Here is a 20,229-nt window from a genome sequence, read left to right on the forward strand (position 1 = left end):
GGTGTCGTGACGGGCCTCGGCCCCCGACCCGCGCCGGCGCTCCGCCGTGCGCCGGGTCGGTGCGCGGCCCCGGTGTCCCGCGTCCGTGCTGCGCGTCCGTGCCCGGGGTCGGCCGCCGTGGACCGCGGGTCCTCGGCGGAGGTCCCGGGCCGCCGCCCGGAACGCGGGCCCACCGGCCCGGTCCCGCCGGGCCCAACGACCCTAGGGCGCAAGGCCGTCGAGTTCTGATCATGGATCGCCATCCATCCGCAGAAGTTCGAAGGAGTGCGTCCTTGAGCGCCATCGAGGCACCGGGCGACAGCGCGCCGCCGTCGGCCGTCCGGCCGGCAGGAGTACGGCCCGGTCGTCGGCCCGGCTCGGCCCTGGTCAGGCTGCTGACGACCACCGACCACAAGACGATCGGCTCCATGTACCTGGTGTCGGCGTTCGGGTTCTTCCTGATCGGCGGTGTCCTGGCCCTGGTCATGCGCGCCGAACTCGCCCGGCCGGGGACGCAGATCCTCTCCAACGAGCAGTTCAACCAGGCTTTCACCATGCACGGTTCGGTGATGCTGCTGCTGTTCGCGATGCCGCTGTTCACCGGCTTCGCCAACTGGATCATGCCGCTGCAGATCGGCGCGCCCGACGTCGCCTTCCCCCGGCTGAACATGCTGGCCTTCTGGCTGTTCATGTTCGGCTCGCTGATCGCCGCCGCCGGCTTCGCGACCCCGCAGGGCGCGGCCGACTTCGGCTGGTTCCTCTACGCCCCGCTCTCGGACGCGGTCCACTCGCCGAGCATCGGCGCCGACATGTGGATCATGGGCGTCACGCTCTCCGGCTTCGGCAGCATCCTCGGCGCGGTCAACTTCATCACCACCATCATCTGCATGCGCGCCCCGGGCCTGACCATGTTCCGGATGTCCATCTTCTGCTGGAACGTGCTGCTCACCTCCGTCCTGGTCCTGATGGTCTTCCCGGTGCTGGCCGCCGCGCTGCTGGCGCTGGAGTGCGACCGCAAGTTCGGCTCGCACGTCTTCGACCCGGCCAACGGCGGGGCGATGCTCTGGCAGCACCTGTTCTGGTTCTTCGGGCACCCGGAGGTCTACATCCTGGCGCTGCCGTTCTTCGGCATCGTCTCCGAGGTGATCCCGGTCTTCTCCCGCAAGCCGATGTTTGGCTACGCGGGCCTGATCGCCGCCACCGTCGCGATCGCGGGTCTCTCGGTGACGGTCTGGGCCCACCACATGTACGTCACCGGCCAGGTGCTGCTGCCGTTCTTCTCCTTCATGACCTTCCTGATCGCGGTCCCGACCGGGGTGAAGTTCTTCAACTGGGTCGGCACCATGTGGAAGGGCTCGCTCAGTTTCGAGACGCCGATGCTCTGGACGGTCGGCTTCCTGGTCACCTTCCTCTTCGGCGGGCTGACGGGCGTGCTGCTGGCGGCGCCGCCGATCGACTTCCACGTCTCGGACTCGTACTTCGTCGTCGCGCACTTCCACTACACCCTGTTCGGCACGGTGGTGTACGCGATGATGGCCGGCTTCCACTTCTGGTGGCCGAAGATGACCGGCAAGATGCTCGACGAGCGGCTCGGCCGGATCAGCTTCTGGACCCTCACCATCGGGTTCCACAGCACCTTCCTGGTCCAGCACTGGCTGGGCGCCGAGGGCATGCCGCGCCGGTACGCCGACTACCTGGCCTCGGACGGCTTCACGGCCCTCAACACCGTGTCCACCCTCGGTTCGTTCCTGCTGGGCCTGTCGATCCTGCCGTTCCTCTACAACGTCTGGAAGACCGCCAAGTACGGCGAGAAGGTCACGGCGGACGACCCCTGGGGCTACGGCCGCTCGCTGGAGTGGGCGACCTCCTGCCCGCCGCCGCGGCACAACTTCGTCACGCTGCCCCGGATCCGCTCGGAGTCCCCGGCCTTCGACCTGCACCACCCCGAGATCGCCGCGCTGGACTTCCTGGAGAACAACGGCGAACCGGCCAAGCACCTGGCCGGCGTCACCCCGGCCAAGTACGACGAGCCGGCCCGTCGGGCGCTGCGGCGCGGCGACCGGACGCCGGACCACTGACGGACCGCGGCCGGCGGGGCTGTCCGCCGCCGGCCGCTCCGCCCCGAACGCCGTCCCCGCCCGTTCGCTGCCCCCGGGCGGGCGGGGACGGCCCCACCCCTCGGACCCGACCCGGGTACCCCCGGTTGAGGAGCGCACGGCATGTCCCACACCGTCCTGGCCATCGGCACCGCCGGGCTCACCGCCTCCGGCTGCGTCTGGTACCTGCCCGCCGTCGCCGACCTCCGGGCGGGCGAGGACCGGACCCGGTCCGCCCGCACCGCCGCCGCGGCCTGCGTCGTCTGGTGGGCGGGGCTCGCGCTCGCCGCCCCCCTGCTGCTGGTCGTCCCCGCTTGGCAGCCCGCCGCCCAGATCGCCCTGGCGGGACTGGTCGCCGGCGTGATCCTGCGGGTCCGGGCCCTGCGCCACCACCGGAGCGAGCAGCGCGAGTGCGGCTCGCGCTGGGCGATGCTGGGAGCGGGCCCCGTGCCGTCGAGCCCGCGTCCGGTCGCGCGCCTCGTGGCGGGCGGGCTGTTCACCGGCCTGGCCGTCCTCTCGCTCGCCGCGCTGTCCCTCTTCTTGACCGGCGGCGGACCGCTCGCCGCCCGGCTCGCCGCCGCGGCCGCCGGCGCGGTGCTGGTCTCGACGGCGTGCCTGCCGGTCACCACCGGCCGCCGCCACCGGCCCTGACCGGGGCGGCCGCCTCCGCCGCGCGGCGGTCCGTGCCGTTCGTGCTGTTCGTGCCGTCCGGTCCGGTGCGGCCCTCGTCGGCGGACCGGGCCGGTCGGTGCCGGAGTACCCGGGGCAATGGGGTCGTTGGGCCCTTGGTCGGCGTCCGCCGGTCGGCGATGATGCGGGGGGCCCGCAGCAGTGTGCCGGGCGCGAGGAAGGTGGAGCCGCGAGATGGCGAGCGAGACGGCCGGTACCGACACCCCGGCACCGGTCAGGGTGTTCCTGCTGGACGACCACGAGGTGGTGCGCCGGGGCGTCCACGACCTGTTGGACGGCGAGCCCGATCTGGAGGTGGTCGGCGAGGCCGCCACCGCCGAGCAGGCGCTGGTCCGGGTCCCGGCGCTGCGCCCCGACGTCGCCGTCCTGGACGTCCGCCTCGGTGACGGCGACGGCGTCTCCGTCTGCCGCGAACTGCGGTCCCGGATGCCCGACCTGGCCTGTCTGATGCTCACCTCCTTCGACGACGAGGAGGCGCTGCTCGACGCCGTGATGGCGGGCGCGGCCGGTTACGTCCTCAAGCAGATCAGCGGCACCGACCTGGTCGCCGCCGTCCGGACGGTCGCCTCCGGCCGCTCGATGCTCGACCCGGGCGCCGCCACCCGGCTGCTCAACCGGCTGCGCAGCGACGCGGCCCCGCCGCAGCCCACCGTGACCGGTCCGGAGCTGACCGCGCGCGAGCAGGAGGTGCTGGCGCTGATCGGTGAGGGCCTGACCAACCGGCAGATCGGCGAACGCCTCTACCTCGCCGAGAAGACCGTGAAGAACCACGTCTCCCGCCTGCTGGCCAAGCTCGGTGTGGAGCGGCGGGTCCAGGCCGCGCTGATCGCGACCGAGGTGCGTCAGTCCGCCGCCGCCCAGTCGGCCCACCCGCGCCCCTACGGCGGGCTGCGCGGCTGAACCCCGGGCCCGGGGCGGGCGGACGAACCAGGACCCTCGACGGGACCATCGACCCTCGCCCCGCCCCCGTCCGGCGAGTGACCATCGCAGGCATGAACCCCGATCGTGAAGCGCCGTCCGTGCAGGTGGAACCGGACGGGCGGCGGCCGCCCGGCGTGCGGGACCTCGACCGGGCCCGGGCGCTGGAGCTGCTGGCCGGGACGGCGGTCGGCCGGGTGGTCTACACCGTCGGCGCGCTGCCGGCCGTGCTCCCGGTCCGCTTCCGGCTGGACCCGGCCGGGGGCGTGCTGCTGTCCGCCCTGGCCGGCTCCGAGCTGGCCCGGGCGGTGGACGGCGCGGTGATCGCGTTCGAGGTCGACGAGCTGGACGGGGCCGACGGTACCGGCTGGTGCGTCACCGTCCTGGGCCGCGCGGAGGTCCGGCCGGCGGCGGAGCGGCCGGGCACGGCGGGCGCGGAGGACCGGGCGAGCCCGAGGGCCCCGGCGGACCGGCCGGCCGCGGCGGGGGCCGGCGCGGCACGGCGGACGGTTCCCGGGCGGGTGGTGATCCGGATCGGTCCGGAACTGGTGGTGGGCCGGCGCCTGACCATCGACGGCTGAGCACGCGCCGTCCAGGGTCCTCGCGGGTTCGGCCTCCGTCCCCGCACCGCCCCCCGGCCGTCCCCGCACCGCCCCCCGCCTGTCCTCACACCCCCAGCGGGGCCTCCCACACCACGCGGGTGCCGCCGCCCTCCGCCTCCTGCACCGTGAAGCTTCCGCCGGCCCGCTCCGCCCGCTCGGCGAGGTTGCGCAGCCCGCTGCGCCGCCCGCCGGCGGGGACGCCCACGCCGTCGTCCGTGACGGTGAGCGTCACCCGGCCGCCGAGTGCCCGCAGCGCGACCTCCACCCGACCGGCCCGCGCGTGCCGTGCCGCGTTGCTGAGGGCCTCGCCGAGGACGGCCATCACGTGCTCGGCGAGCTCCTGCGGCACATCGGTGTCCAGCAGGCCCTCCATGCTGAGCCGCGGCGCGAAGCCGAGCGTCGTGTGCGCGTCGCCGACGGCGCGGGTGGCACGGGCCCGCAGGCTCCGGTCGGGCTCGCTGTGGGCCCGCAGCCCGAAGATCGTCGAACGAATGATCTTGATCGTCTCGTCCAGGTCCGCGACCGCGCGGCCGACCCGGTCGGCCGCGCTCGGGCTCTCGATCAGCCGGCCCGCGCTCTGCAGGGTCATCCCGGTGGCGAAGAGCCGCTGGATCGCCAGGTCGTGCAAGTCCCGGGCGATCCGGTCGCGGTCCTCCAGCAGGGTCAACTGCTCCGCGTCCCGGCGGCGTTCGGCCAACTCCAGGGCGAGCGCCGCCTGGTCGGCGAAGCCCAGCAGCGGGCCGGTCTCCTCCACGGTGAACGGCGGCCGCCCGCACTCCCGGGCGAGCAGCAGCACACCCCGTCCGTACCCGGTCCCGGTGCCCAGCGGCACCGCGACCGCCGGACCCAGGCCGTCGAACCGGCCGGGCGGCCCGGCCGCGAACCGGGCGTCGAGCGCCAACTCCTCACTGGTCACCGGCGATCCGGAGGCGTACGCGGCGCCGGATAGCGTGCCGTCGACCGGCACCGTCACCCCGAGCCGGGCGCTCTCCTCGCCGCCCAGCGCGACCTCGACCGTCAGCTCGGCGGCCCGCTCGCCGGGTCCGGCCAGCGCGACCGAGACGTCCGCCAGCTCGGCGCCGGCGATCTCCCGGGCCCGGCGCGCGATCAGCTCCACCACCGCGAGCCGGGGCACGCCCGACAGCAGGCTGCGGGTGATCTCGGCGCTCGCCCGCAGCCAGCGCTGCTGGCGCTGCGCCTCCTCGTACAGCCGGGCGTTGTCGATGGCCACCCCGGCCGCCACCGCCAGGGTGGCGATGACCGCCTCGTCGTCGGCGTCGAAGTCCACGCCGCCGCGCTTGTCGGTGAGGTACAGGTTGCCGAACACCTCGCCGCGCACCCGCACCGGCACCCCGAGGAAGGTGTGCATCGGCGGGTGGTGGGCGGGGAAGCCGACCGAGGCCGGGTGGTCGGACAGGACCGGGCAGCGCAGCGGCTCCGGGTGGCGGATCAGCTCGCCGAGGATCCCGTGCCCGGCCGGCAGCGGTCCGATCGCGTCGATCTCCTCCGTCGTCAGACCGACCGTCAGGAACTGGGAGAGCGTGTGCCCGTCGGCGCCGATCACGCCCAGGGCCGCGTACCGGGCGTCGACGAGGTCGGCGGCGGCCTCGACGATCCGGTGCAGCGCCTGGGAGAGGTCGAGTTCGCGGCCGACCGCCAGCACCGCCTCCAGCAGGCTGTGCACCCGGTCCCGGGTGCCGCGCGCCGCGTCGATCCGCCACTGGAGCTCCTCCAGCAGCTCGTCCAGGCGCAGCTGCGGCATCCGCGCACCGGTCCCGCCGCCGGGCGCCCGGCCCGTCGGTCCGCCGCTGTCCGCCGGACCGCCGGTGCCCGCCCGCGTACCGTCCGCGCCGCCCACCGGCGACCTCCTCAAGGTCCTGTCCCGATCCGTTCCGCTCCCGGCCGACCGACCGGGAGGATTGTCGGATTCACGGTAGTGCCCGCGTACACCCGCCCCGGACGCCGGGGTCCGTCGTGTACACACCCGGCGGGACCTCCGGCCCTGACGCCAGGGCCCGCCGACCCTGGCGGGCACCCCGCCCCCGGGCCGAGGGTGGGAGCGTCGACGGTGCGTCAGGACGCGCCGCCGGCAGCAGAGGCCCGTGATCCGCAGCGGAAGGAATTCCCATGACGCCACCCGTTCTGGCCGGAGTCGACGGCTCGCCCGCGAGCACCGCCGCCGCCCACTGGGCCGCCGAGGAGGCGCTGCGCCGGGACGCCCCGCTGCGCCTGGTGCACGCCTGGCCGTGGCTGACGGACGGCCGGGCCGCGTACGCCGACACCGACGCGCCGCCCGCCGCCGCCGAGCAGGTGGTGCTCGACGCGGCCGCCGCCGTCCGCCGCCGCCACCCCGGCCTGGCCGTGCGGGCCGACGTGGTCCTCGACGCCGCCGTGGACGGGCTGGTCGCCGCCGCCGCGGACGCCGCGCTGCTGGTCCTCGGCTCGCGCGGCCTGGGTGGTTTCGCCGGGCTGCTGCTCGGCTCGGTGAGCATGGCGACCGTCGCTCGCAGCGCCGTGCCCGCGGTCGTGGTCCGGCCGGGCGGACGGCCTGACGGTACGACCGGGGCCCCGGCGGCGCCGCCCGAGGTCGTGGTCGGGATCGACACCCGGGCCGTGGACGAGACCGTGCTGGCGTTCGCCTTCCGGGAGGCCGCGCTGCGCGGGGCCCGGCTGCGGGCCGTGCACGGCTGGGACCTGCCGCCGGCCTTCGCGACCGTGGGCTTCGTCCCGTCGCAGCCCGAGGTCGCGGAACTCCAGGCGCTGGAGGTGAAGGCGCTCTCCCAGGTGCTCGCCGGGTGGCGTGACCGGTACCCGGGGACGGAACTCGTCGAACAGGTCGGGCTCGGCGCCGCCCGCACGCTGGTGGCGGCGGCGGGGGCGGCGGACCTGGTGGTGGTCGGCCGGCGCGACCGCCCGCACGACTTCGGCCGGCGGCTCGGCCTGGTCGCCCACGCCGTCCTCCAGCACGCGGACGCCCCGGTCGCCGTGGTGCCGCACCCCTGAGGGGCGGGGCCGTCCCCGGGCGGGCCCGACGACCCGCGCGGGCGGGCCCTTGGACCCTGTCCTGCGGCCGCCGCGCGGGCGCACGCTCGAAGGTGAGCGGAGTCGACCGACGGAGTCGACCAGCAGAGTGACCCCGCGCCCGCCGGCCAGCCCCTCGGCCCCGGCCCGCGCGGCGGGCCGGCCTCCGGGCGTGCCCCGCGCCGGTGGGGCCCGCCCGGTCCGGGCCGGCCGACCGAGGCAAGGAGAGGATCACCATGCCCGAGCCCGTCCTCACCCAGGCCGACCTGCGGCTGGTCGCGGAGGCCGGCGGCGCCGCCCCGTCCCTGCACAACAGTCAGCCGTGGCGATTCCGCCCCACCGACGACCGGACCGGGATCGAGCTGCGCGCCGACCCCGCCCGTGCCGTCCCGTTCGCTGACCCCGACGGGGCCGCCCTGCACATCGCCGCCGGCGCCGCCCTGTTCAACATGCGGGTGGCCGCCGCCCGGCTCGGCCGCGAGCCGGCCGTCCGCCTGCTCCCGGCACTGGACGACGCGCGGTCGCTCGCCCTCCTCGACCTCTCCGAGCCGGCCCGCACCGCGCGGCCGTTCGGCCGGGACCTCTACCCCGCGATCGCCGACCGCCACTCCAGCCGGCAGCCGTTCGCCAACCGGGACGTGCCCGAGGCGGTGCTCGGCGAGCTGATCGCCGCCGCGCACGCCGAGGGCGTGGCGCTCGCCGCGCTGGAGGAATCCGCGGTGCGGCGGGTGCTGGCGCTCACCGCCGAGGCCGAGGACCGGATCGCCCACGACCCGCAGCGGCAGGCCGAGCTGCGGGCCTGGCTGCGCCCGGACGGTGCCGTCGGCGCGACCGACGGCATCCCGCTCGCCGCCGTCGGGCCGCAGGACCACGACGCCCGCGTGCCGACGCGCGAGTTCGCCGGCCGCCCGCCGTACCGGGACACGCCCGCGCCGCCGTCCCGGCGCTTCGAGGCGCTGCCGCAGCTCTGCACCCTGACCACCGCGGGCGACGGGCCCGTCGACTGGCTGCGCACCGGGCAGGCGCTGGAACGCGTCTGGCTGCTGGCCACCGTGCACGGGGTCCGCCTGACGGTCTGGCACCAGGCCGTCGAGTGGCCCGACACCCGGTGGGGGCTGCGCGATCCGGCGGACGGGCCGGGCCATGTCCAGCTGGTGCTCCGCGCCGGGTACGGCCCGCCCGGGCCGGCGACCCCGCGCCGGCCGGTGACCGAGACGCTGGACGGCGCGGACCGGCCGTGACCGGCGCGGGCCGACCGTGACCCGCTCGGGCCGGCCGGGTCCGGCCGCTGTGCCCCCGGCGGGCCGATCGGGCCGGCCGGGTCCCGGCGCGTCAGCCGTCCCGCCGCCCGCCGGGTGGCACCACCTCGGCCCGCACCCGCAGGTCCGGGCTGTGGCGGAAGGTGAGGGTGAACTCCACCCACTGCCCGGCCCGCAGGGCCGGCGGGCCGACGATCATCAGGTCGGCGTCCTCCGGTGACATCACCAGCTCGCCGCGCTCCGGCACGGGCAGCGCGGCGGCCGGCTCCCAGCGGCCCGAGGCGCCCTGGTGCCGATGTCGCTTGAGCGTGATCCGGCCGCCCAACTCCCAGCTCGCGCCGGTGAGTTCGTCAGGGATGTCGCCGGGGTTGCGGAGCGTGAAGAAGGCGGCCGTGGCCGTCGCCCCGCCGGTCGTCGGCAGCAGCACCCAGCCCGGTCCGGCCTCCACCGGGCGCTGCCGCCCGGCCCCGCCCACCGCCGTCCACCCGGAGAGCAGGGCGAGTGCCACCGCGGCCGCCGCCACCGGCGGCCCGGCCACCCGCAGCCGCCGGAGCGCGGGGCCGAGGATCGGGGCCCTCACCCGGTCACCGCCCGGGCGCCGCGGCGCCCACGCGCGGGCGGACCCCCACCCGGCCGGGCCCCGCCCTCGCCCCCGCCCCGACGGGCGGCGCCGCCGCGCCCCGGCCGCCAGGTCCGCAGCCGCAGACTGTTGCCCACCACCAGCAGCGAACTCAGCGACATCGCCACCGCCGCCAGCATCGGGTTCAGCAGCCCGACCGCGGCCAGCGGGATCAGCACCACGTTGTAGCCGAAGGCCCAGAGCAGATTGACCCGGATGGTGGCCAGCGTCCGGCGGGCCAGCCGGACGGCGTCCACCACCGCCTCGATGTCCCCCCGCACCAGGGTGAGCCCGGCCGCGCCGATCGCGGCGTCACTGCCGGAGGCGAGTGCCACGCCGAGGTCAGCCGAGGCCAGCGCGACGGCGTCGTTGACGCCGTCGCCGACCACCGCCGTGGTCCGGCCGGCGGCCTTCAGCTCGGCGACCACCTCCGCCTTGCGCGCCGGCGAGGCCGAGTGGTGCACCTGCGCGATGCCCAGCTCGCCCGCCACCGCGCGCGCCGCGCCGGGGCCGTCCCCGGTCAGCAGGACGGTCTCCAACCCGAGCGCGCGCAGCCGGTGGAGCGCCCGCCAGCTGCCGGAGCGCAGCGTGTCCCCGACCGCGAGCAGGGCCACCGGCCGACCGTCCAGCTCCACCAGCACCGGCGTGCGGCCGGCCGCCCCGGCCCGCTCCAGCGCCCCGGCCAGCGGAGCGGGCAACGGCCCGGCCCCGTCCTCCGGCCGGATCACGCGGACCGGCCGCCCCTCGACGGTGCCGGACACGCCGACCCCGGCGGTGGCCGTGAAGCCCTCCACCGCGGGGAGCGGCCCGCACCGCGCCCGGGCCGCCGCCAGGACGGCCCGCCCGACGGGGTGCTCCGAGTGGTGCTCGACCGCGCCCGCGAGCCGTAGCACGGCGTCCGCGTCCACCCCGGGGGCGGTGGTCAGCTCGGTGAGTTCCGTCCGCCCGGTCGTCAGGGTCCCGGTCTTGTCCAGCACCACGGTGTCGATCCGGCGCAGGCTCTCCAGTACCTCCGGCCCGCGCACCAGGACACCCAGTTCCGCGCCCCGGCCGGTCGCCGCCAGCAGGGCGGTCGGCGTGGCCAGTCCCAGCGCGCACGGGCAGGCGACCACCAGCACCGCGACCGCGGCCGTCACGGCCGCCTGCGGATCGGCGCCCGCGCCCAGCCAGAAGCCGAGCACGGCGACCGCCACCGCCAGCACGCAGGGTACGAACACCCCGGCCACCGCGTCCGCGAGCCGTTGCGCCCTGGCCTTGCCGGCCTGGGCGTCCGCCACCAGCGCGGTGATCCGGGCCAGTTGGGTGTCCGCCCCGACGGCGGTGGCCCGGACCACCAGCGCGCCGCCGACGTTCACGGTGGCGCCCGCCACGGCGTCCCCGGGCCCGACCTCCACCGGCGCGCTCTCCCCGGTCAGCAGGCTGAGGTCCAGGGCCGAGTCGCCGTCCACCACGACGCCGTCGGTGGCCACCCGCTCGCCCGGCCGGACCACGAACTCCCCGCCGGGCAGCAGCTGGTCGATCGGGATCGGCCGCTCCTGCCCGGACCGCGGATCCCGGACGCACACCTCCTTGGCGCCCAGCTCGGCCAGCGCCCGCAGCGCCGAACCGCTGCGCCGCCGCACCCTGCCCTCCAGCAGCCGCCCGGCCAGGACGAACAGCGGCACCCCGACGGCCGCTTCCAGGTAGACGTGCGCGCCGCCCCCGCCGTCGGCGGTGAGCGAGAACGGCATCCGCATGCCGATCGCGCCCGCCCCGCCGAACAGCAGCGCGTACCCGGACCAGCCGAAGGACGCCAGCACGCCGAGGCTGACCAGGGTGTCCATGGTGGCCGTGCCGTGCCGAAGGCCCTGCCGGGCCCGCCGGTGGAACCCGGCCGAACCCCACGTCACCACCGGGACGGCCAGACCGAAGCAGAGCCACTGCCAACCCGGGAACTGCAGCGACGGCACCATCGACAGCAGCAGCACGGGCACCGCCGCCGACGCGGTGACCAGCAGCCGCCGGCGCTCGGCGGGCTCCTCCTCGCGCTCCACCGGCGGCTGCCCGGCCTCGGCCGGGGCGGCCGTGTACCCGGCCCGCTCGACGGCGGCGACCAGCTCCCCGACGCTCACCCCGGCCGGGTGCAGCACCCGGGCCCGCCCGGTGGCGAGGTTGACGCCGGCCGTGACCCCGTCGATCCGCGCCAGCCGCTTCTCCACCCGGCCGACGCAGGCCGCGCAGGTCATCCCGCCGACCGTGAGGTCGGTGCTGACCAGGGCCCCGGCCCGGGTGTCCGCGGCGGGGCTCACCGGCCCGCCCCCATGTCGTGCCCGCTCATCCCCGGTGCGCCCCCGCCGCCGCCACTGCCGGGCGTCAGGCCCGGTGACACCGGTCCGGCGCCGCGCCCCAGCGCGAACGCCGCCACGAACACCACCACCAACAGCAGGGCGAACCCCGCCACCACACTCCACGGCCGGGCACCCGGCGACATCGCACTCACCCTCCACCAGTCGGCCCGCGGCCGGTGTTGGTTCCCGTACGGTGCGAATCGCCCCACCCGCGCACGTGGGGCCGGAACCGCCCCGGGCCGTCCGTGCGTCAGCGGCTCGGGCCGCGGCCGTCACCGTGCCGCCGGGGAGCGGTGAACCGCTGGGCGTCCGCTGTTGGCGCCCTTGACCATGTCCTGCGCGAATGTCCCCCGGAGGACCAGGGCCGTCCAGCGGACGGCCGTCGAGTGCGGTGCGGCCACCGACCGGTGCCCAGGGCGGCCAGCAGGGAGCCCAGCCGCTTTCACGGCCGCTCTGACCAGGCTTCGAGCAGATCGTGTGCATGCAATCGGCACGTGATCCTCTGAGGCCGGTGACGGTCCCTCCGGCCGCCGGGGGCACCCGAACGGGGCAGCAGGTTTCGCGGCGGGAGCGGTCGTTGCCAAGCATGGGGACGTAGGGGCCGTCGGCCGCCGGACACCGATCAGAAGAGGGAACCCCGGTGCGTGAACTCCATAGCTTCCCGAACCGTCATGCCGAGGGTGCCCGCCGGAGGTGGGCGGGGCCGCGTGCCGCGGCGTTGGTGGCCGCGCTGACCGGGGCCCTCGTGCTCGCCGCGTGCAGCAGTTCCTCGACCAATCCGTCGATCACCACCTCGGGGCCGGCGACGCTGAGCACGGCGCCCAATCCGTCCTCGTTCTCGGGGGAGCCGCCGTCCGCGCTGGCCTCGACCGCGGAGTCGGCGCTGGCCTCGGTGTCGGCGGCGGCCGAGTCCGCCTCGGCCGCCGCCGCCTCGTTCGCGGCGTCGGTCTCGGCGCAGGGCGAGCAGGTGCGGCAGAACGCGGTGGCCGCGCTGGGCACGGTGGGGAACGGCGGCAACGCGCTGAACGACGTCACCGTGACCGGGGTGCCGCGCGCGCAGACCGGGGGGCTGCACGCCGTCGTGGTCACCATCACCAACAGCGGTCTGGACACCGCCTCGTACGCGGTGCAGGTCGACTTCGTGGACACCAGCGGGAAGGCGGTGGACAGCGCGGTCGTCGGCGCCGAACACCTCGCGCCCGGCGCGAAGGCCTCCCCGGTCGCGTTCAGCCGCCGGCCGGCCGAGGAGACGCTGCTGCCGGTCGTGGTCCGGGCCGTGCGGTACTGACCCGTGCACCGCCCCCGGACGAGGTGCCGGGGGCGGCACACGGACGGGCCGTCAGGGCAGCGGAACGCGGACGACCTGCGGGTCGTGATCGCTCAGCTGGGCCGGGAACTCGCTGTTCAGGTGGACGATGTCGTAGCCGTACGGCTTCGCCGCCAGCGCGGGGGAGATCAGGATGTGGTCCAGCACCTGCGAGTTGCCCTCGTAGACGTAGGTGTAGCGCTCGGCGAGGGGCAGCGTGCGGGGCAGGTCGACGAGCGAGCCGCCGGCCGTGAGCAGGTCGGTGGTCTGCGAGAACTCGAAGTCGTTGAGGTCCCCGAGCACGATGACCGCGGCGTTCGGGTCGACCGCGAGGATCTGGTCGGTGAAGGTCTTCACCACCGTCGCCTGGGCGTGCCGCTGGGTCTCGGACGGCCGGGCGGGCTGCTGGTAGCGGCCGAAGAGCGGCTGGTCGCCGCCCTTGGAGTTGAAGTGGTTGGCGATCACGAAGACCGGCCGGCCCTGCCAGCGGAACTCGCCGGCCAGCGGCTTGCGGCTGGCGGCGAAGGCGGAGTTGCCGGGGTCGAGGCGGCCGGGGGAGTACGCCAGCGCGGGCGTGCCGGCGTTGTTCAGCACGGAGTTCGCGGTGCCGGAGCCGGCGCCGGGGCGGTCGGTGAAGCTCAGGCCGCGGTCGGTGCGGTAGAGGAACACCTGGCGGATGTTGCCGCCCGGCTGCCCGCCGTCCTGGTCGTTCTGCGGGTCGATCTGCCGGTACGTGTACGCGGGGCCGCCGGCGGCGGTGATCGCCGCGGTGAGCCGGGCGAGGGTCTGGTCGGCGGCGACCACGCCGTTGTCGGTGGCGCCGCTGTTGTCCTGGATCTCCTCCAGCGCGACCAGGTCGGGGGAGCGCAGGCGGCTCACGATGCCCGCCGCGAGCCCGTCGAACTTGCTCTGCGGGTCACTCGGGGCGAGGTTCTCCACGTTGAACGTCGCCGCCGCCAGCTCGCCGGGGGCGGCCGCCGCGGTGGTCTCCGGCGCGAGGCCGCCGGAGGAGACCACCGGGGTGGCGGTGACCAGGAGTTTGAAGTCGCCGAAGGAGTAGTCGAGCACGCCGACCGTGGCACCGGTCAGGGTGTCGCCCACGGTCGCGGTCGGGGTGGGCGCCAGGACGTCGTCGAGGATCACCCGCTCCGGGTTGGCGTCGCCGGACTGCAGCAGGATGCCGCCCCGGCCGGTGCGGGTGGTGCTGCCCTGCGGCACGACCGGGATCTCGCCGAACGCGGTGCTGGGGCCGACCACGGCCGCGTCGTCCAGTTCGACCCGCATGCCCTCCAACGACTCCCAGAAGTCGAGCCCCTCGGTGGCGGGGTGGAAGGAGCCGGCGGTCTCGACGTCCCCCGAGGTCACCGTGGAGATCACCGAGGTGGGCGGCACCCGGCCGCCGGCGCCGACCACGGTGGCCGCGGGCAGCGGGGCGTTGTGCGCGAGCACGGCCACGCTCGGGCCGGTGAGCTCGGTGACGGTCAGGTTGGTGGTGCCGCCGGTGCCGCCGGGGCGGTACTCGCTCACCGTGCCGCCGACCGTCACCGAGTCGCCGACGGTGACCGCGGGCGCGGTGGCGGTGTAGACGTAGACCGCCTCGCTGGTGGCCGGGTCGGCGTCCGGCAGCGGGTCCTGGAACCAGAACCCGGCCGGGCCGACGGCCGTCACCACGCCGGGGACGGCGCCGACCGGCCGCCCGGCGAGCGGGGAGGTGCGCGCCGCGCCCTGGATGTCGCGTATCCGGGTGCCGCCGGTGCCGCCGCCGGTGGTGGTGGAGTTGCGCGGGGCGGGCGCGGTGACGGCGAAGTCCGCCGCGTTGCTGTCGGTGTCCGTCGCGCCGCCGCCGGCCCGCAGCGCGGCCGTGCTGTTCGACAGGTTGCCGGTCGGGGTGCCCTCGGCCGAGCTCGCGGTGCTGCCGTACCCGACGAAGTCCTTGACGCCGGGCTGGCCGGCGCAGGCCGAACCGCAGCTCAGCGCCGTGCCGTTGGTGACCAGCGCGACCTTGCCGGCGGTGGCGCCGAGGGCCAGGGTCCCGGTGGCGTCCGGGGCCGGCAGCGGGGCGCCCGCACCCGCGCCGGCGGCCTCCTGGACGAGGTAGTACGCACCGGGGGCGACGGTGCCGGAGAGCGTGGTCCGGGACCAGGACGATCCGGCCGCCGAGGCGTACTGGACGGTCCAGCCGGTGACGGAGACGGGGGTCGTGCCGCGGTTGTAGAGCTCGATGAAGTCGTTGGTGTACGGGGCACCGGAGTTGCCGCCGCCGCCGTACACCTGACTGATCACGATGTCCGGGGACACCGCCTGCGCGCTGCCGGCCGGAAGGGCCGACAGTGCTCCCACCACCACGGCGGCGCACGCCACCGCCGTGGTACGGAGCCGGACTCGATCGGTTCGCCGCATCGGCTTTCCTCCTGGCGATCTGATGACCGGTGGTCTGATGACCGGTTGGTCTGGTGACCTGGAGATCTGGAGAACTGGCGGCCCGTCGGTCGGGCGGCCTGACGGCACGCCGGCCCGGCGGGCCGTGGAACGCGGGGCGGTGCGTATCCAACAGCGCCACCTGTGCCGTACCGCACGCTGCGCCCGTCCGCCAGACGTACAGCGGAAGAACAGTTCGACCGCCCGGCGCGGTCCACCGCCCGGTCGGGCTCCGCCGGTGGCCCGGCGCGGGCCTCTTGCCGTGGGGGCTACCCGTCGGTAATTCTTGCTGACATCGCGTCCAACAGAGGAGCCGCATGCCCGCCGACGTCACCTTCGCGCTGCCCGCCCCGTACGGACCGGGGGAGGTGACCGTGCGGTACCAGCGGCTCGGGTCCGGCAGCCCGCTCCTGCTGCTGCACGGCGTGGGCCACCACTGGCAGGCCTGGGAGCCGGTGCTCCCGGCGCTGGCCGAGCGGCACGAGGTGATCGCCGTCGACCTGCCCGGCTTCGGCGCGTCCCCGGCCCTGCCGCCCGGCGTGCCCTACGGGCTGGAGGCGGTGGTCCCGGTGCTCGGGCAGTTCTGCGCGGAACTCGGGATCGAGCGGCCGCACGTCGCCGGGAACTCGCTCGGCGGGCTGCTGGCCCTCGGCCTCGGCCGGGCCGGGCTGGCGCGCTCGGTGACGGCGCTGGCCCCGGCCGGGTTCTGGACCGAGGCCGAGCGCCGCTACGCCTACGCGGTGCTGGGCGGGATGCGGCTCGGCGCGCGGGTGCTGCCGCGGCCGGCGGTGGGGCGGATCGCCCGGACCGCGGCCGGCCGCGCGCTGCTGGTCGGCACCATCTACGCCCGCCCGGGCCGGCGGCTGCCCGCCGCCGCGGCCGCCGAGACCAGGGCCCTGCGCGAGGCCACCGGCTTCGGCCCCACCCTCGCCGCCGGCCGCGGCCTGCGCTTCACCGGGGACGTCGGCGCCGTGCCGGTCACCGTCGCCTGGGGCAGCCGGGACCGCATCCTGCTGCGCCGTCAGGGCGTGCGCGCGCTGCACGAACTGCCGGCGGCCCGGCTGATCCGGCTGCCGGGCTGTGGACACGTGCCGATGAACGACGATCCCGAGCTGGTCGCCCGGGTGATCCTGGACAACTGCGCCCGGACGCGGGACCGGACGGCCGCGCCGGAGCGGATCAGTCCGTCAGCGTGATCCGGATGCCGACCGTGCCGCGCTCGCCGCGTCGCAGCCGGCTGCCGAGCAGGGTGACCACGCCCAGCAGGCCGTACTTCTGCCGCAGCAGCGTCCGGTAGGCGGCGGTCCGCTCCGGGCCGAGGATCTCGGCGGTGGCCGGGTAGTGCGCGCCGGTCGGTCGGCCCTTGACGTCGCAGGGGCCGACCAGGACGTCGGCGCGGTTGCGGATGCGCTTGACCTTCCAGGAGTCGGTGACGGTCCAGACGCCCAGCGCCTCGCCGTCGCGGACCACCCAGACCGGGGTCGGCACGCCGGTGCCGTCCTTCTTGTAGGTGGTGACCAGCAGGTAGCTCCCGGCCGAGAGCCGGACCAGACGGTCGAGCCGGTCCTTCGGGGCGGGGTCGGGGGTGGCGGCGCTCATGGCCGCATTCTAGGACGCCCGGTCGGCGAGGGCGGCCCCACCGGTCCCGGTGCCGCCGTCGCCCGCCCCGGCGCCGGCGGGGCGGGCGACGGACCCGGAGCCCGGGCGGGGCGCGGGCTCCGGGCGCGGGTCCGGGCGGGGCCTGCGGGTCAGGGCGTGACGACGGGGAAGGACCGGTCCGGCGTGGTGACGAGCGCGAGGAGCGTCGTGAGCAGCGCCGGATCGCCCTGGTGCCGGATGCCGGCGGGGTCCTGGCCGGCCAGCAGCCCGAGCAGCTCCGGCCTGGTGAGGCTCAGCGTCAGCCCGGCCGCGGACCGGGGAGTGTCCCCGGCCGGGAAGGACCGGTGGGTCAGCGCGCCGTGCCGCAGCGTCAGCCGGTACCGGAGCCGCTCGTCGGCGAGCACCAGGTCGACGGTCAGGTCCTCGTCCCAGGCGCGCGGGCCGTCGATCCTGATCGCGATCGAGTCGATCAGCATGTCGGTGGTCAGCGCCGCCGTCATCTCGGGGTTGGCGGCGTCGAGCTGGACCGTGCCGGGGCCGTCGAGCAGTTCGACGGCGGCCATCAGGTAGAAGTTGCGCCAGGTGCCGTTCTCCGCGCCCCGGCCCAGCGTGCGGTAGACACCCGCCAGCGCCTCCTTGGCGGCGGTGTTCGACGGATCGGCGAACACCACGTGGTTGAGCAGGGTGGCCGCGAAGCGCGGGTCCCCCGCGTCGGCGTAGGCACGGGCCTTGGCCAGCGCGGCCTCGCCGCCGCCGGCCACCTCGACGTACCGCCGCGCCTGTTCCACCGGCGGGTGCTCCCACAGATGGGCCACGTTGCCGTCGAACCAGCCGAGGTAGCGCTGGTAGACGGCCTTGACGTTGTGGCTCAGCGAGCCGTAGTAGCCGTGGGTGTGCCAGCGCCGCTCCAGCGCGGGCGGCAGCCGCAGTTCCTCGGCGATCTCCGGGCCGGTCAGCCCGTCGTTGAGCCGGCGCAGGGTCTGGTCGTGCAGGTAGGCGTAGAGGTCGCGCTGCTCGGCGAGAAAGGTGACCACCTCGTCGTGGCCCCAGGTCGGCCAGTGGTGCGAGGCGAAGGCCACGTCGTACCGGCCGTCGAAGTACTCGATCGCCTCGTCCAGGTAGCGGGACCAGATCCGGGCGTCGCGCACGACCGCGCCGCGCAGGGTCAGGATGTTGTGCATGTTGTGGGTGGCGTTCTCTGCCAGGCAGAGCGCCCGCAGCTCGGGGAAGAGGAAGTTCATCTCGGCCGGGGCCTCGGTGCCCGGGGTGAGCTGGAAGAGGATCCGCACGCCGTCGACGGTCTCCTCCTGGCCGGTGCGGGTGATGGACACCGTCGGTGGGATGAGCGTGATGGTGCCGGTGGAGGTGGTCATGCCGAGGCCGGCGCCGATCTGCCCGTCGGGGGCCTTCGGCAGCCGGTCGCCGTACATGAACATGGCCCGCCGGGTCATCGCGTTGCCCGCGTAGACGTTCTCGCTGACAGCGTGTTCCAGGAAGCCGTCCGGCGCCAGGATCGGGATGCCCGCCTCGGTGCCGTGCGGCAGGACACCGCGCGCGCCGCCGAAGTGGTCACCGTGGGAGTGGGTGTAGACCAGACCGGTGACGGGCCGGTCGCCCCGGTGCTCCCGGTAGAGCGCGAGGGCGGCGGCGGCCGTCTCCGCGGAGATCAGCGGGTCGATCACGATCACGCCGCGCTCGCCCTCGACCAGCGTCATGTTGGACAGGTCGAGCCCGCGCACCTGGTAGACCCGCTCGGTCACCTGGTAGAGCCCCTGCCGGGCGCAGAGCCGGGCCTGGCGCCAGAGGCTCGGATGGGCGGTGTCGGGGCAGTCGGCCGCGAGGAAGGCGTACGCGTCGTTGTCCCAGACCACCCGCCCGTCGGCGGCCTTGACCACCCCGGGTGTCAGCGCTCCCAGGAAGCCCCGGTCGGCGTTCTCGAAGTCCGTGACGTCGTCGAAGGGCAGATCGGTCATGCGTCGCTCCGTTCCATCGGTGATCGGGCGGGCGGCACCGGGCCGCACATTGCGCCATCAGAGCATCACCGGACGAATACCGCATGTCGGACAGGTGTGCTAGCGCTGGTGCAGCCGCCGACGTGCCGACAGCACCGCCGTCCGGACGGCCCGCGCCGTCCGCCTGCGCCCGCGGCCGCCCACGGCCGTCGAACCGCCCGACGCGGTGGCACCCGACCGGGTGAACGCGAGGGGCACGGGGACGGCCTCGGCGGCCGCCGGACGCGGGTGCGCCCGCCTGGTCCTGGCCCGGCCCGCGGCCCAGAGCGCCAGCACGCCGCAGAGCGCGAGCGTCGTCCAACCGGCCGGGCCGAGCACGTGGTCGGCCTGCCGGATCGCGTGCGGCACCACTCCCGTCGCCGGAGCCTCGGCGGCCGCGGAGGCGGACGCGACCGGCTCCTCCACCAGGTGGCCGACCGGCTCCACCCGGCCGGCCGCGGCGAAGCCCCAGTCGAGCAGGCTGGCCGCCTCGTCGTACACCTTGCTCTGCGACTCCGGGTGCATCACCGTCACCAGCAGGGTGCGGCCGCCGCGTTCGGCGGCCCCGGTGAAGGTGGCCCCGGCGCCGGTGGTGTAGCCGTTCTTCACCCCGATCAGGCCCTGGTACCTGCCGAGCAGCTTGTCGGTGTTGGCGATGTCGAAGGCGGTGCGCTGTCCGGTGGTCTTGTCCACCCCGCCGGGGAAGCGCGCGGTGCGGGTGGAGCAGTAGGCGCGGAAGTCCTTGTTGCGCAGCCCGGCCCGGGCGAACAGCGTGAGGTCGTAGGCCGAGGAGACCTGCCCCTCCTGGTCGTAGCCCTCCGGCGTGACCACGTGGGTGTCCCGGGCCTGCAGGGCCAGCGCGCGGGCCTGCATCTGGGCCACGGTCTGCGGGAGGCCGCCGTTCATGTGCGCCAGGACGTGCACCGCGTCGTTGCCGGAGCTGAGGAACACGCCCCGCCAGAGGTCCTCCACCCGGTACGGCAGGTTCTCCTTGATGCCGACCAGACTGCTGCCCGCGCCCAGCTCCGCCAACTCGGCCGGGGTGACCTTGTGCTCCAGCGACCGGTCCAGCTTGGGCAGCACGGTGTCCGCGAACAGCATCTTCAGCGTGCTCGCGGGGGGCAGCGGCACATGCGCGTTGCGCGCGGCCAGGACGTCGCCCGTGGTCGCGTCGGCGATCAGCCAGGAGCGCCCGGTGAGTTCGGCCGGCAGGGCGGGTGCCCCGGCCAGCGGTGCCACCTGGACGGCGGACCGGCCGAGACGCTCCCCGCCGACCACGGCGGCCGCGTCCTGCGCGACGGCCGCGGGCGTCGCCGCGGCGAGCACCAGCACGGCGACGGCCCCGGCCGCGGCGGTTCCTCTGACGTGGTGTGACCTCTGCACACCGCGAACGTACCCGCGCCG

Annotated in this window: 16 protein-coding genes; 8 read left to right on the plus strand and 8 right to left on the minus strand. The window is 75.8% G+C overall.

Annotation, left to right across the window (positions count from 1 at the left end):
• The first annotated feature begins 230 nt into the window (after positions 1-230).
• From ctaD to ACFXHB_RS38325, 4 genes are all read left to right on the plus strand, one after another.
• Complete coding sequence (gene ctaD / locus ACFXHB_RS38310; protein WP_380580629.1) at positions 231-2,057, plus strand: cytochrome c oxidase subunit I; 1,827 nt, start codon at positions 231-233, stop codon at positions 2,055-2,057.
• Positions 2,058-2,198: 141 nt separating this feature from the next.
• Complete coding sequence (locus ACFXHB_RS38315) at positions 2,199-2,726, plus strand: hypothetical protein (RefSeq protein WP_380580631.1); 528 nt, start codon at positions 2,199-2,201, stop codon at positions 2,724-2,726.
• Between the two features lie 213 nt (positions 2,727-2,939).
• On the plus strand, positions 2,940-3,665 hold the full coding sequence (locus ACFXHB_RS38320) for a response regulator (protein WP_380580633.1): 726 nt from the start codon (positions 2,940-2,942) through the stop codon (positions 3,663-3,665).
• Positions 3,666-3,757: 92 nt separating this feature from the next.
• Positions 3,758-4,264 carry a pyridoxamine 5'-phosphate oxidase family protein gene (locus ACFXHB_RS38325; protein ID WP_380580635.1) on the plus strand — a complete coding sequence of 169 codons (507 nt, stop codon included), beginning with the start codon at positions 3,758-3,760 and terminating at the stop codon, positions 4,262-4,264.
• Between the two features lie 85 nt (positions 4,265-4,349).
• On the opposite strand, the gene ACFXHB_RS38330 is transcribed toward ACFXHB_RS38325, so the two are convergent.
• Positions 4,350-6,047, minus strand: coding sequence for a GAF domain-containing protein (locus tag ACFXHB_RS38330; RefSeq protein ID WP_380580637.1), 1,698 nt, complete (start codon positions 6,045-6,047; stop codon positions 4,350-4,352).
• Positions 6,048-6,412: 365 nt separating this feature from the next.
• On the opposite strand from ACFXHB_RS38330, the gene ACFXHB_RS38335 reads away from it, so the two are divergent.
• Complete coding sequence (locus tag ACFXHB_RS38335; RefSeq protein ID WP_380580639.1) at positions 6,413-7,288, plus strand: universal stress protein; 876 nt, start codon at positions 6,413-6,415, stop codon at positions 7,286-7,288.
• Between the two features lie 254 nt (positions 7,289-7,542).
• Positions 7,543-8,547 (plus strand): Acg family FMN-binding oxidoreductase, encoded by a 1,005-nt coding sequence (locus ACFXHB_RS38340; RefSeq protein WP_380580641.1) that lies wholly within the window; start codon positions 7,543-7,545, stop codon positions 8,545-8,547.
• A 91-nt stretch (positions 8,548-8,638) separates the two neighbouring features.
• Here ACFXHB_RS38340 and ACFXHB_RS38345 read toward each other — a convergent pair whose 3' ends face one another.
• The 3 genes from ACFXHB_RS38345 to ACFXHB_RS38355 are packed head-to-tail and all read right to left on the minus strand — an operon-like array spanning position 8,639 to position 11,654.
• A complete protein-coding gene (locus tag ACFXHB_RS38345) occupies positions 8,639-9,145 on the minus strand; it encodes a copper chaperone PCu(A)C (protein WP_380580643.1) in 507 nt (168 codons plus the stop codon).
• Complete coding sequence (locus ACFXHB_RS38350; RefSeq protein WP_380580667.1) at positions 9,142-11,409, minus strand: heavy metal translocating P-type ATPase; 2,268 nt, start codon at positions 11,407-11,409, stop codon at positions 9,142-9,144. The genes ACFXHB_RS38345 and ACFXHB_RS38350 overlap by 4 nt, the downstream gene beginning before the upstream one ends.
• Positions 11,410-11,468: 59 nt before the next feature.
• The gene (locus tag ACFXHB_RS38355; protein WP_380580645.1) at positions 11,469-11,654 is read right to left on the minus strand and encodes a hypothetical protein; all 186 of its coding nucleotides are present in this window, start codon (positions 11,652-11,654) and stop codon (positions 11,469-11,471) included.
• A 497-nt stretch (positions 11,655-12,151) separates the two neighbouring features.
• Here ACFXHB_RS38355 and ACFXHB_RS38360 point away from each other — a divergent pair, with 497 nt between their 5' ends.
• A complete protein-coding gene (locus ACFXHB_RS38360) occupies positions 12,152-12,799 on the plus strand; it encodes a hypothetical protein (protein WP_380580647.1) in 648 nt (215 codons plus the stop codon).
• Between the two features lie 51 nt (positions 12,800-12,850).
• On the opposite strand, the gene ACFXHB_RS38365 is transcribed toward ACFXHB_RS38360, so the two are convergent.
• Positions 12,851-15,217 carry a lamin tail domain-containing protein gene (locus ACFXHB_RS38365; RefSeq protein ID WP_380580649.1) on the minus strand — a complete coding sequence of 789 codons (2,367 nt, stop codon included), beginning with the start codon at positions 15,215-15,217 and terminating at the stop codon, positions 12,851-12,853.
• Positions 15,218-15,552: 335 nt separating this feature from the next.
• Between ACFXHB_RS38365 and ACFXHB_RS38370 the strand changes: the two genes are divergently transcribed.
• Positions 15,553-16,431 (plus strand): alpha/beta fold hydrolase, encoded by an 879-nt coding sequence (locus tag ACFXHB_RS38370; protein ID WP_380580651.1) that lies wholly within the window; start codon positions 15,553-15,555, stop codon positions 16,429-16,431.
• On the opposite strand, the gene ACFXHB_RS38375 is transcribed toward ACFXHB_RS38370, so the two are convergent.
• The 3 genes from ACFXHB_RS38375 to ACFXHB_RS38385 all read right to left on the minus strand — a co-directional run bounded on the left by ACFXHB_RS38375 (position 16,415) and on the right by ACFXHB_RS38385 (position 20,208).
• The gene (locus ACFXHB_RS38375; protein ID WP_380580653.1) at positions 16,415-16,834 is read right to left on the minus strand and encodes a PPOX class F420-dependent oxidoreductase; all 420 of its coding nucleotides are present in this window, start codon (positions 16,832-16,834) and stop codon (positions 16,415-16,417) included. The genes ACFXHB_RS38370 and ACFXHB_RS38375 overlap by 17 nt on opposite strands.
• Positions 16,835-16,983: 149 nt before the next feature.
• A complete protein-coding gene (locus tag ACFXHB_RS38380) occupies positions 16,984-18,807 on the minus strand; it encodes an alkyl/aryl-sulfatase (protein ID WP_380580655.1) in 1,824 nt (607 codons plus the stop codon).
• 99 nt (positions 18,808-18,906) lie between these two features.
• On the minus strand, positions 18,907-20,208 hold the full coding sequence (locus ACFXHB_RS38385; protein ID WP_380580657.1) for a D-alanyl-D-alanine carboxypeptidase family protein: 1,302 nt from the start codon (positions 20,206-20,208) through the stop codon (positions 18,907-18,909).
• Positions 20,209-20,229 lie beyond the last annotated feature (21 nt).

The organism is Kitasatospora sp. NPDC059327 (assembly GCF_042752535.1).
In the GTDB taxonomy this organism is placed as follows: Bacteria; Actinomycetota; Actinomycetes; order Streptomycetales; family Streptomycetaceae; genus Kitasatospora.

What these genes read in the sequence shown, in the direction of transcription:
- ACFXHB_RS38370 (WP_380580651.1), top strand. Translation starts at nt 15,553, where the DNA reads ATGCCCGCCGACGTCACCTTCGCGCTGCCCGCCCCGTACGGACCGGGG.
- ACFXHB_RS38335 (WP_380580639.1), top strand. Translation starts at nt 6,413, where the DNA reads ATGACGCCACCCGTTCTGGCCGGAGTCGACGGCTCGCCCGCGAGCACC.
- ACFXHB_RS38330 (WP_380580637.1), bottom strand. Translation starts at nt 6,047, where the DNA reads ATGCCGCAGCTGCGCCTGGACGAGCTGCTGGAGGAGCTCCAGTGGCGG.
- ACFXHB_RS38365 (WP_380580649.1), bottom strand. Translation starts at nt 15,217, where the DNA reads ATGCGGCGAACCGATCGAGTCCGGCTCCGTACCACGGCGGTGGCGTGC.
- ACFXHB_RS38320 (WP_380580633.1), top strand. Translation starts at nt 2,940, where the DNA reads ATGGCGAGCGAGACGGCCGGTACCGACACCCCGGCACCGGTCAGGGTG.
- ACFXHB_RS38350 (WP_380580667.1), bottom strand. Translation starts at nt 11,409, where the DNA reads ATGACCTGCGCGGCCTGCGTCGGCCGGGTGGAGAAGCGGCTGGCGCGG.
- ctaD (WP_380580629.1), top strand. Translation starts at nt 231, where the DNA reads ATGGATCGCCATCCATCCGCAGAAGTTCGAAGGAGTGCGTCCTTGAGC.
- ACFXHB_RS38355 (WP_380580645.1), bottom strand. Translation starts at nt 11,654, where the DNA reads ATGTCGCCGGGTGCCCGGCCGTGGAGTGTGGTGGCGGGGTTCGCCCTG.
- ACFXHB_RS38380 (WP_380580655.1), bottom strand. Translation starts at nt 18,807, where the DNA reads ATGACCGATCTGCCCTTCGACGACGTCACGGACTTCGAGAACGCCGAC.
- ACFXHB_RS38315 (WP_380580631.1), top strand. Translation starts at nt 2,199, where the DNA reads ATGTCCCACACCGTCCTGGCCATCGGCACCGCCGGGCTCACCGCCTCC.
- ACFXHB_RS38375 (WP_380580653.1), bottom strand. Translation starts at nt 16,834, where the DNA reads ATGAGCGCCGCCACCCCCGACCCCGCCCCGAAGGACCGGCTCGACCGT.
- ACFXHB_RS38325 (WP_380580635.1), top strand. Translation starts at nt 3,758, where the DNA reads ATGAACCCCGATCGTGAAGCGCCGTCCGTGCAGGTGGAACCGGACGGG.
- ACFXHB_RS38340 (WP_380580641.1), top strand. Translation starts at nt 7,543, where the DNA reads ATGCCCGAGCCCGTCCTCACCCAGGCCGACCTGCGGCTGGTCGCGGAG.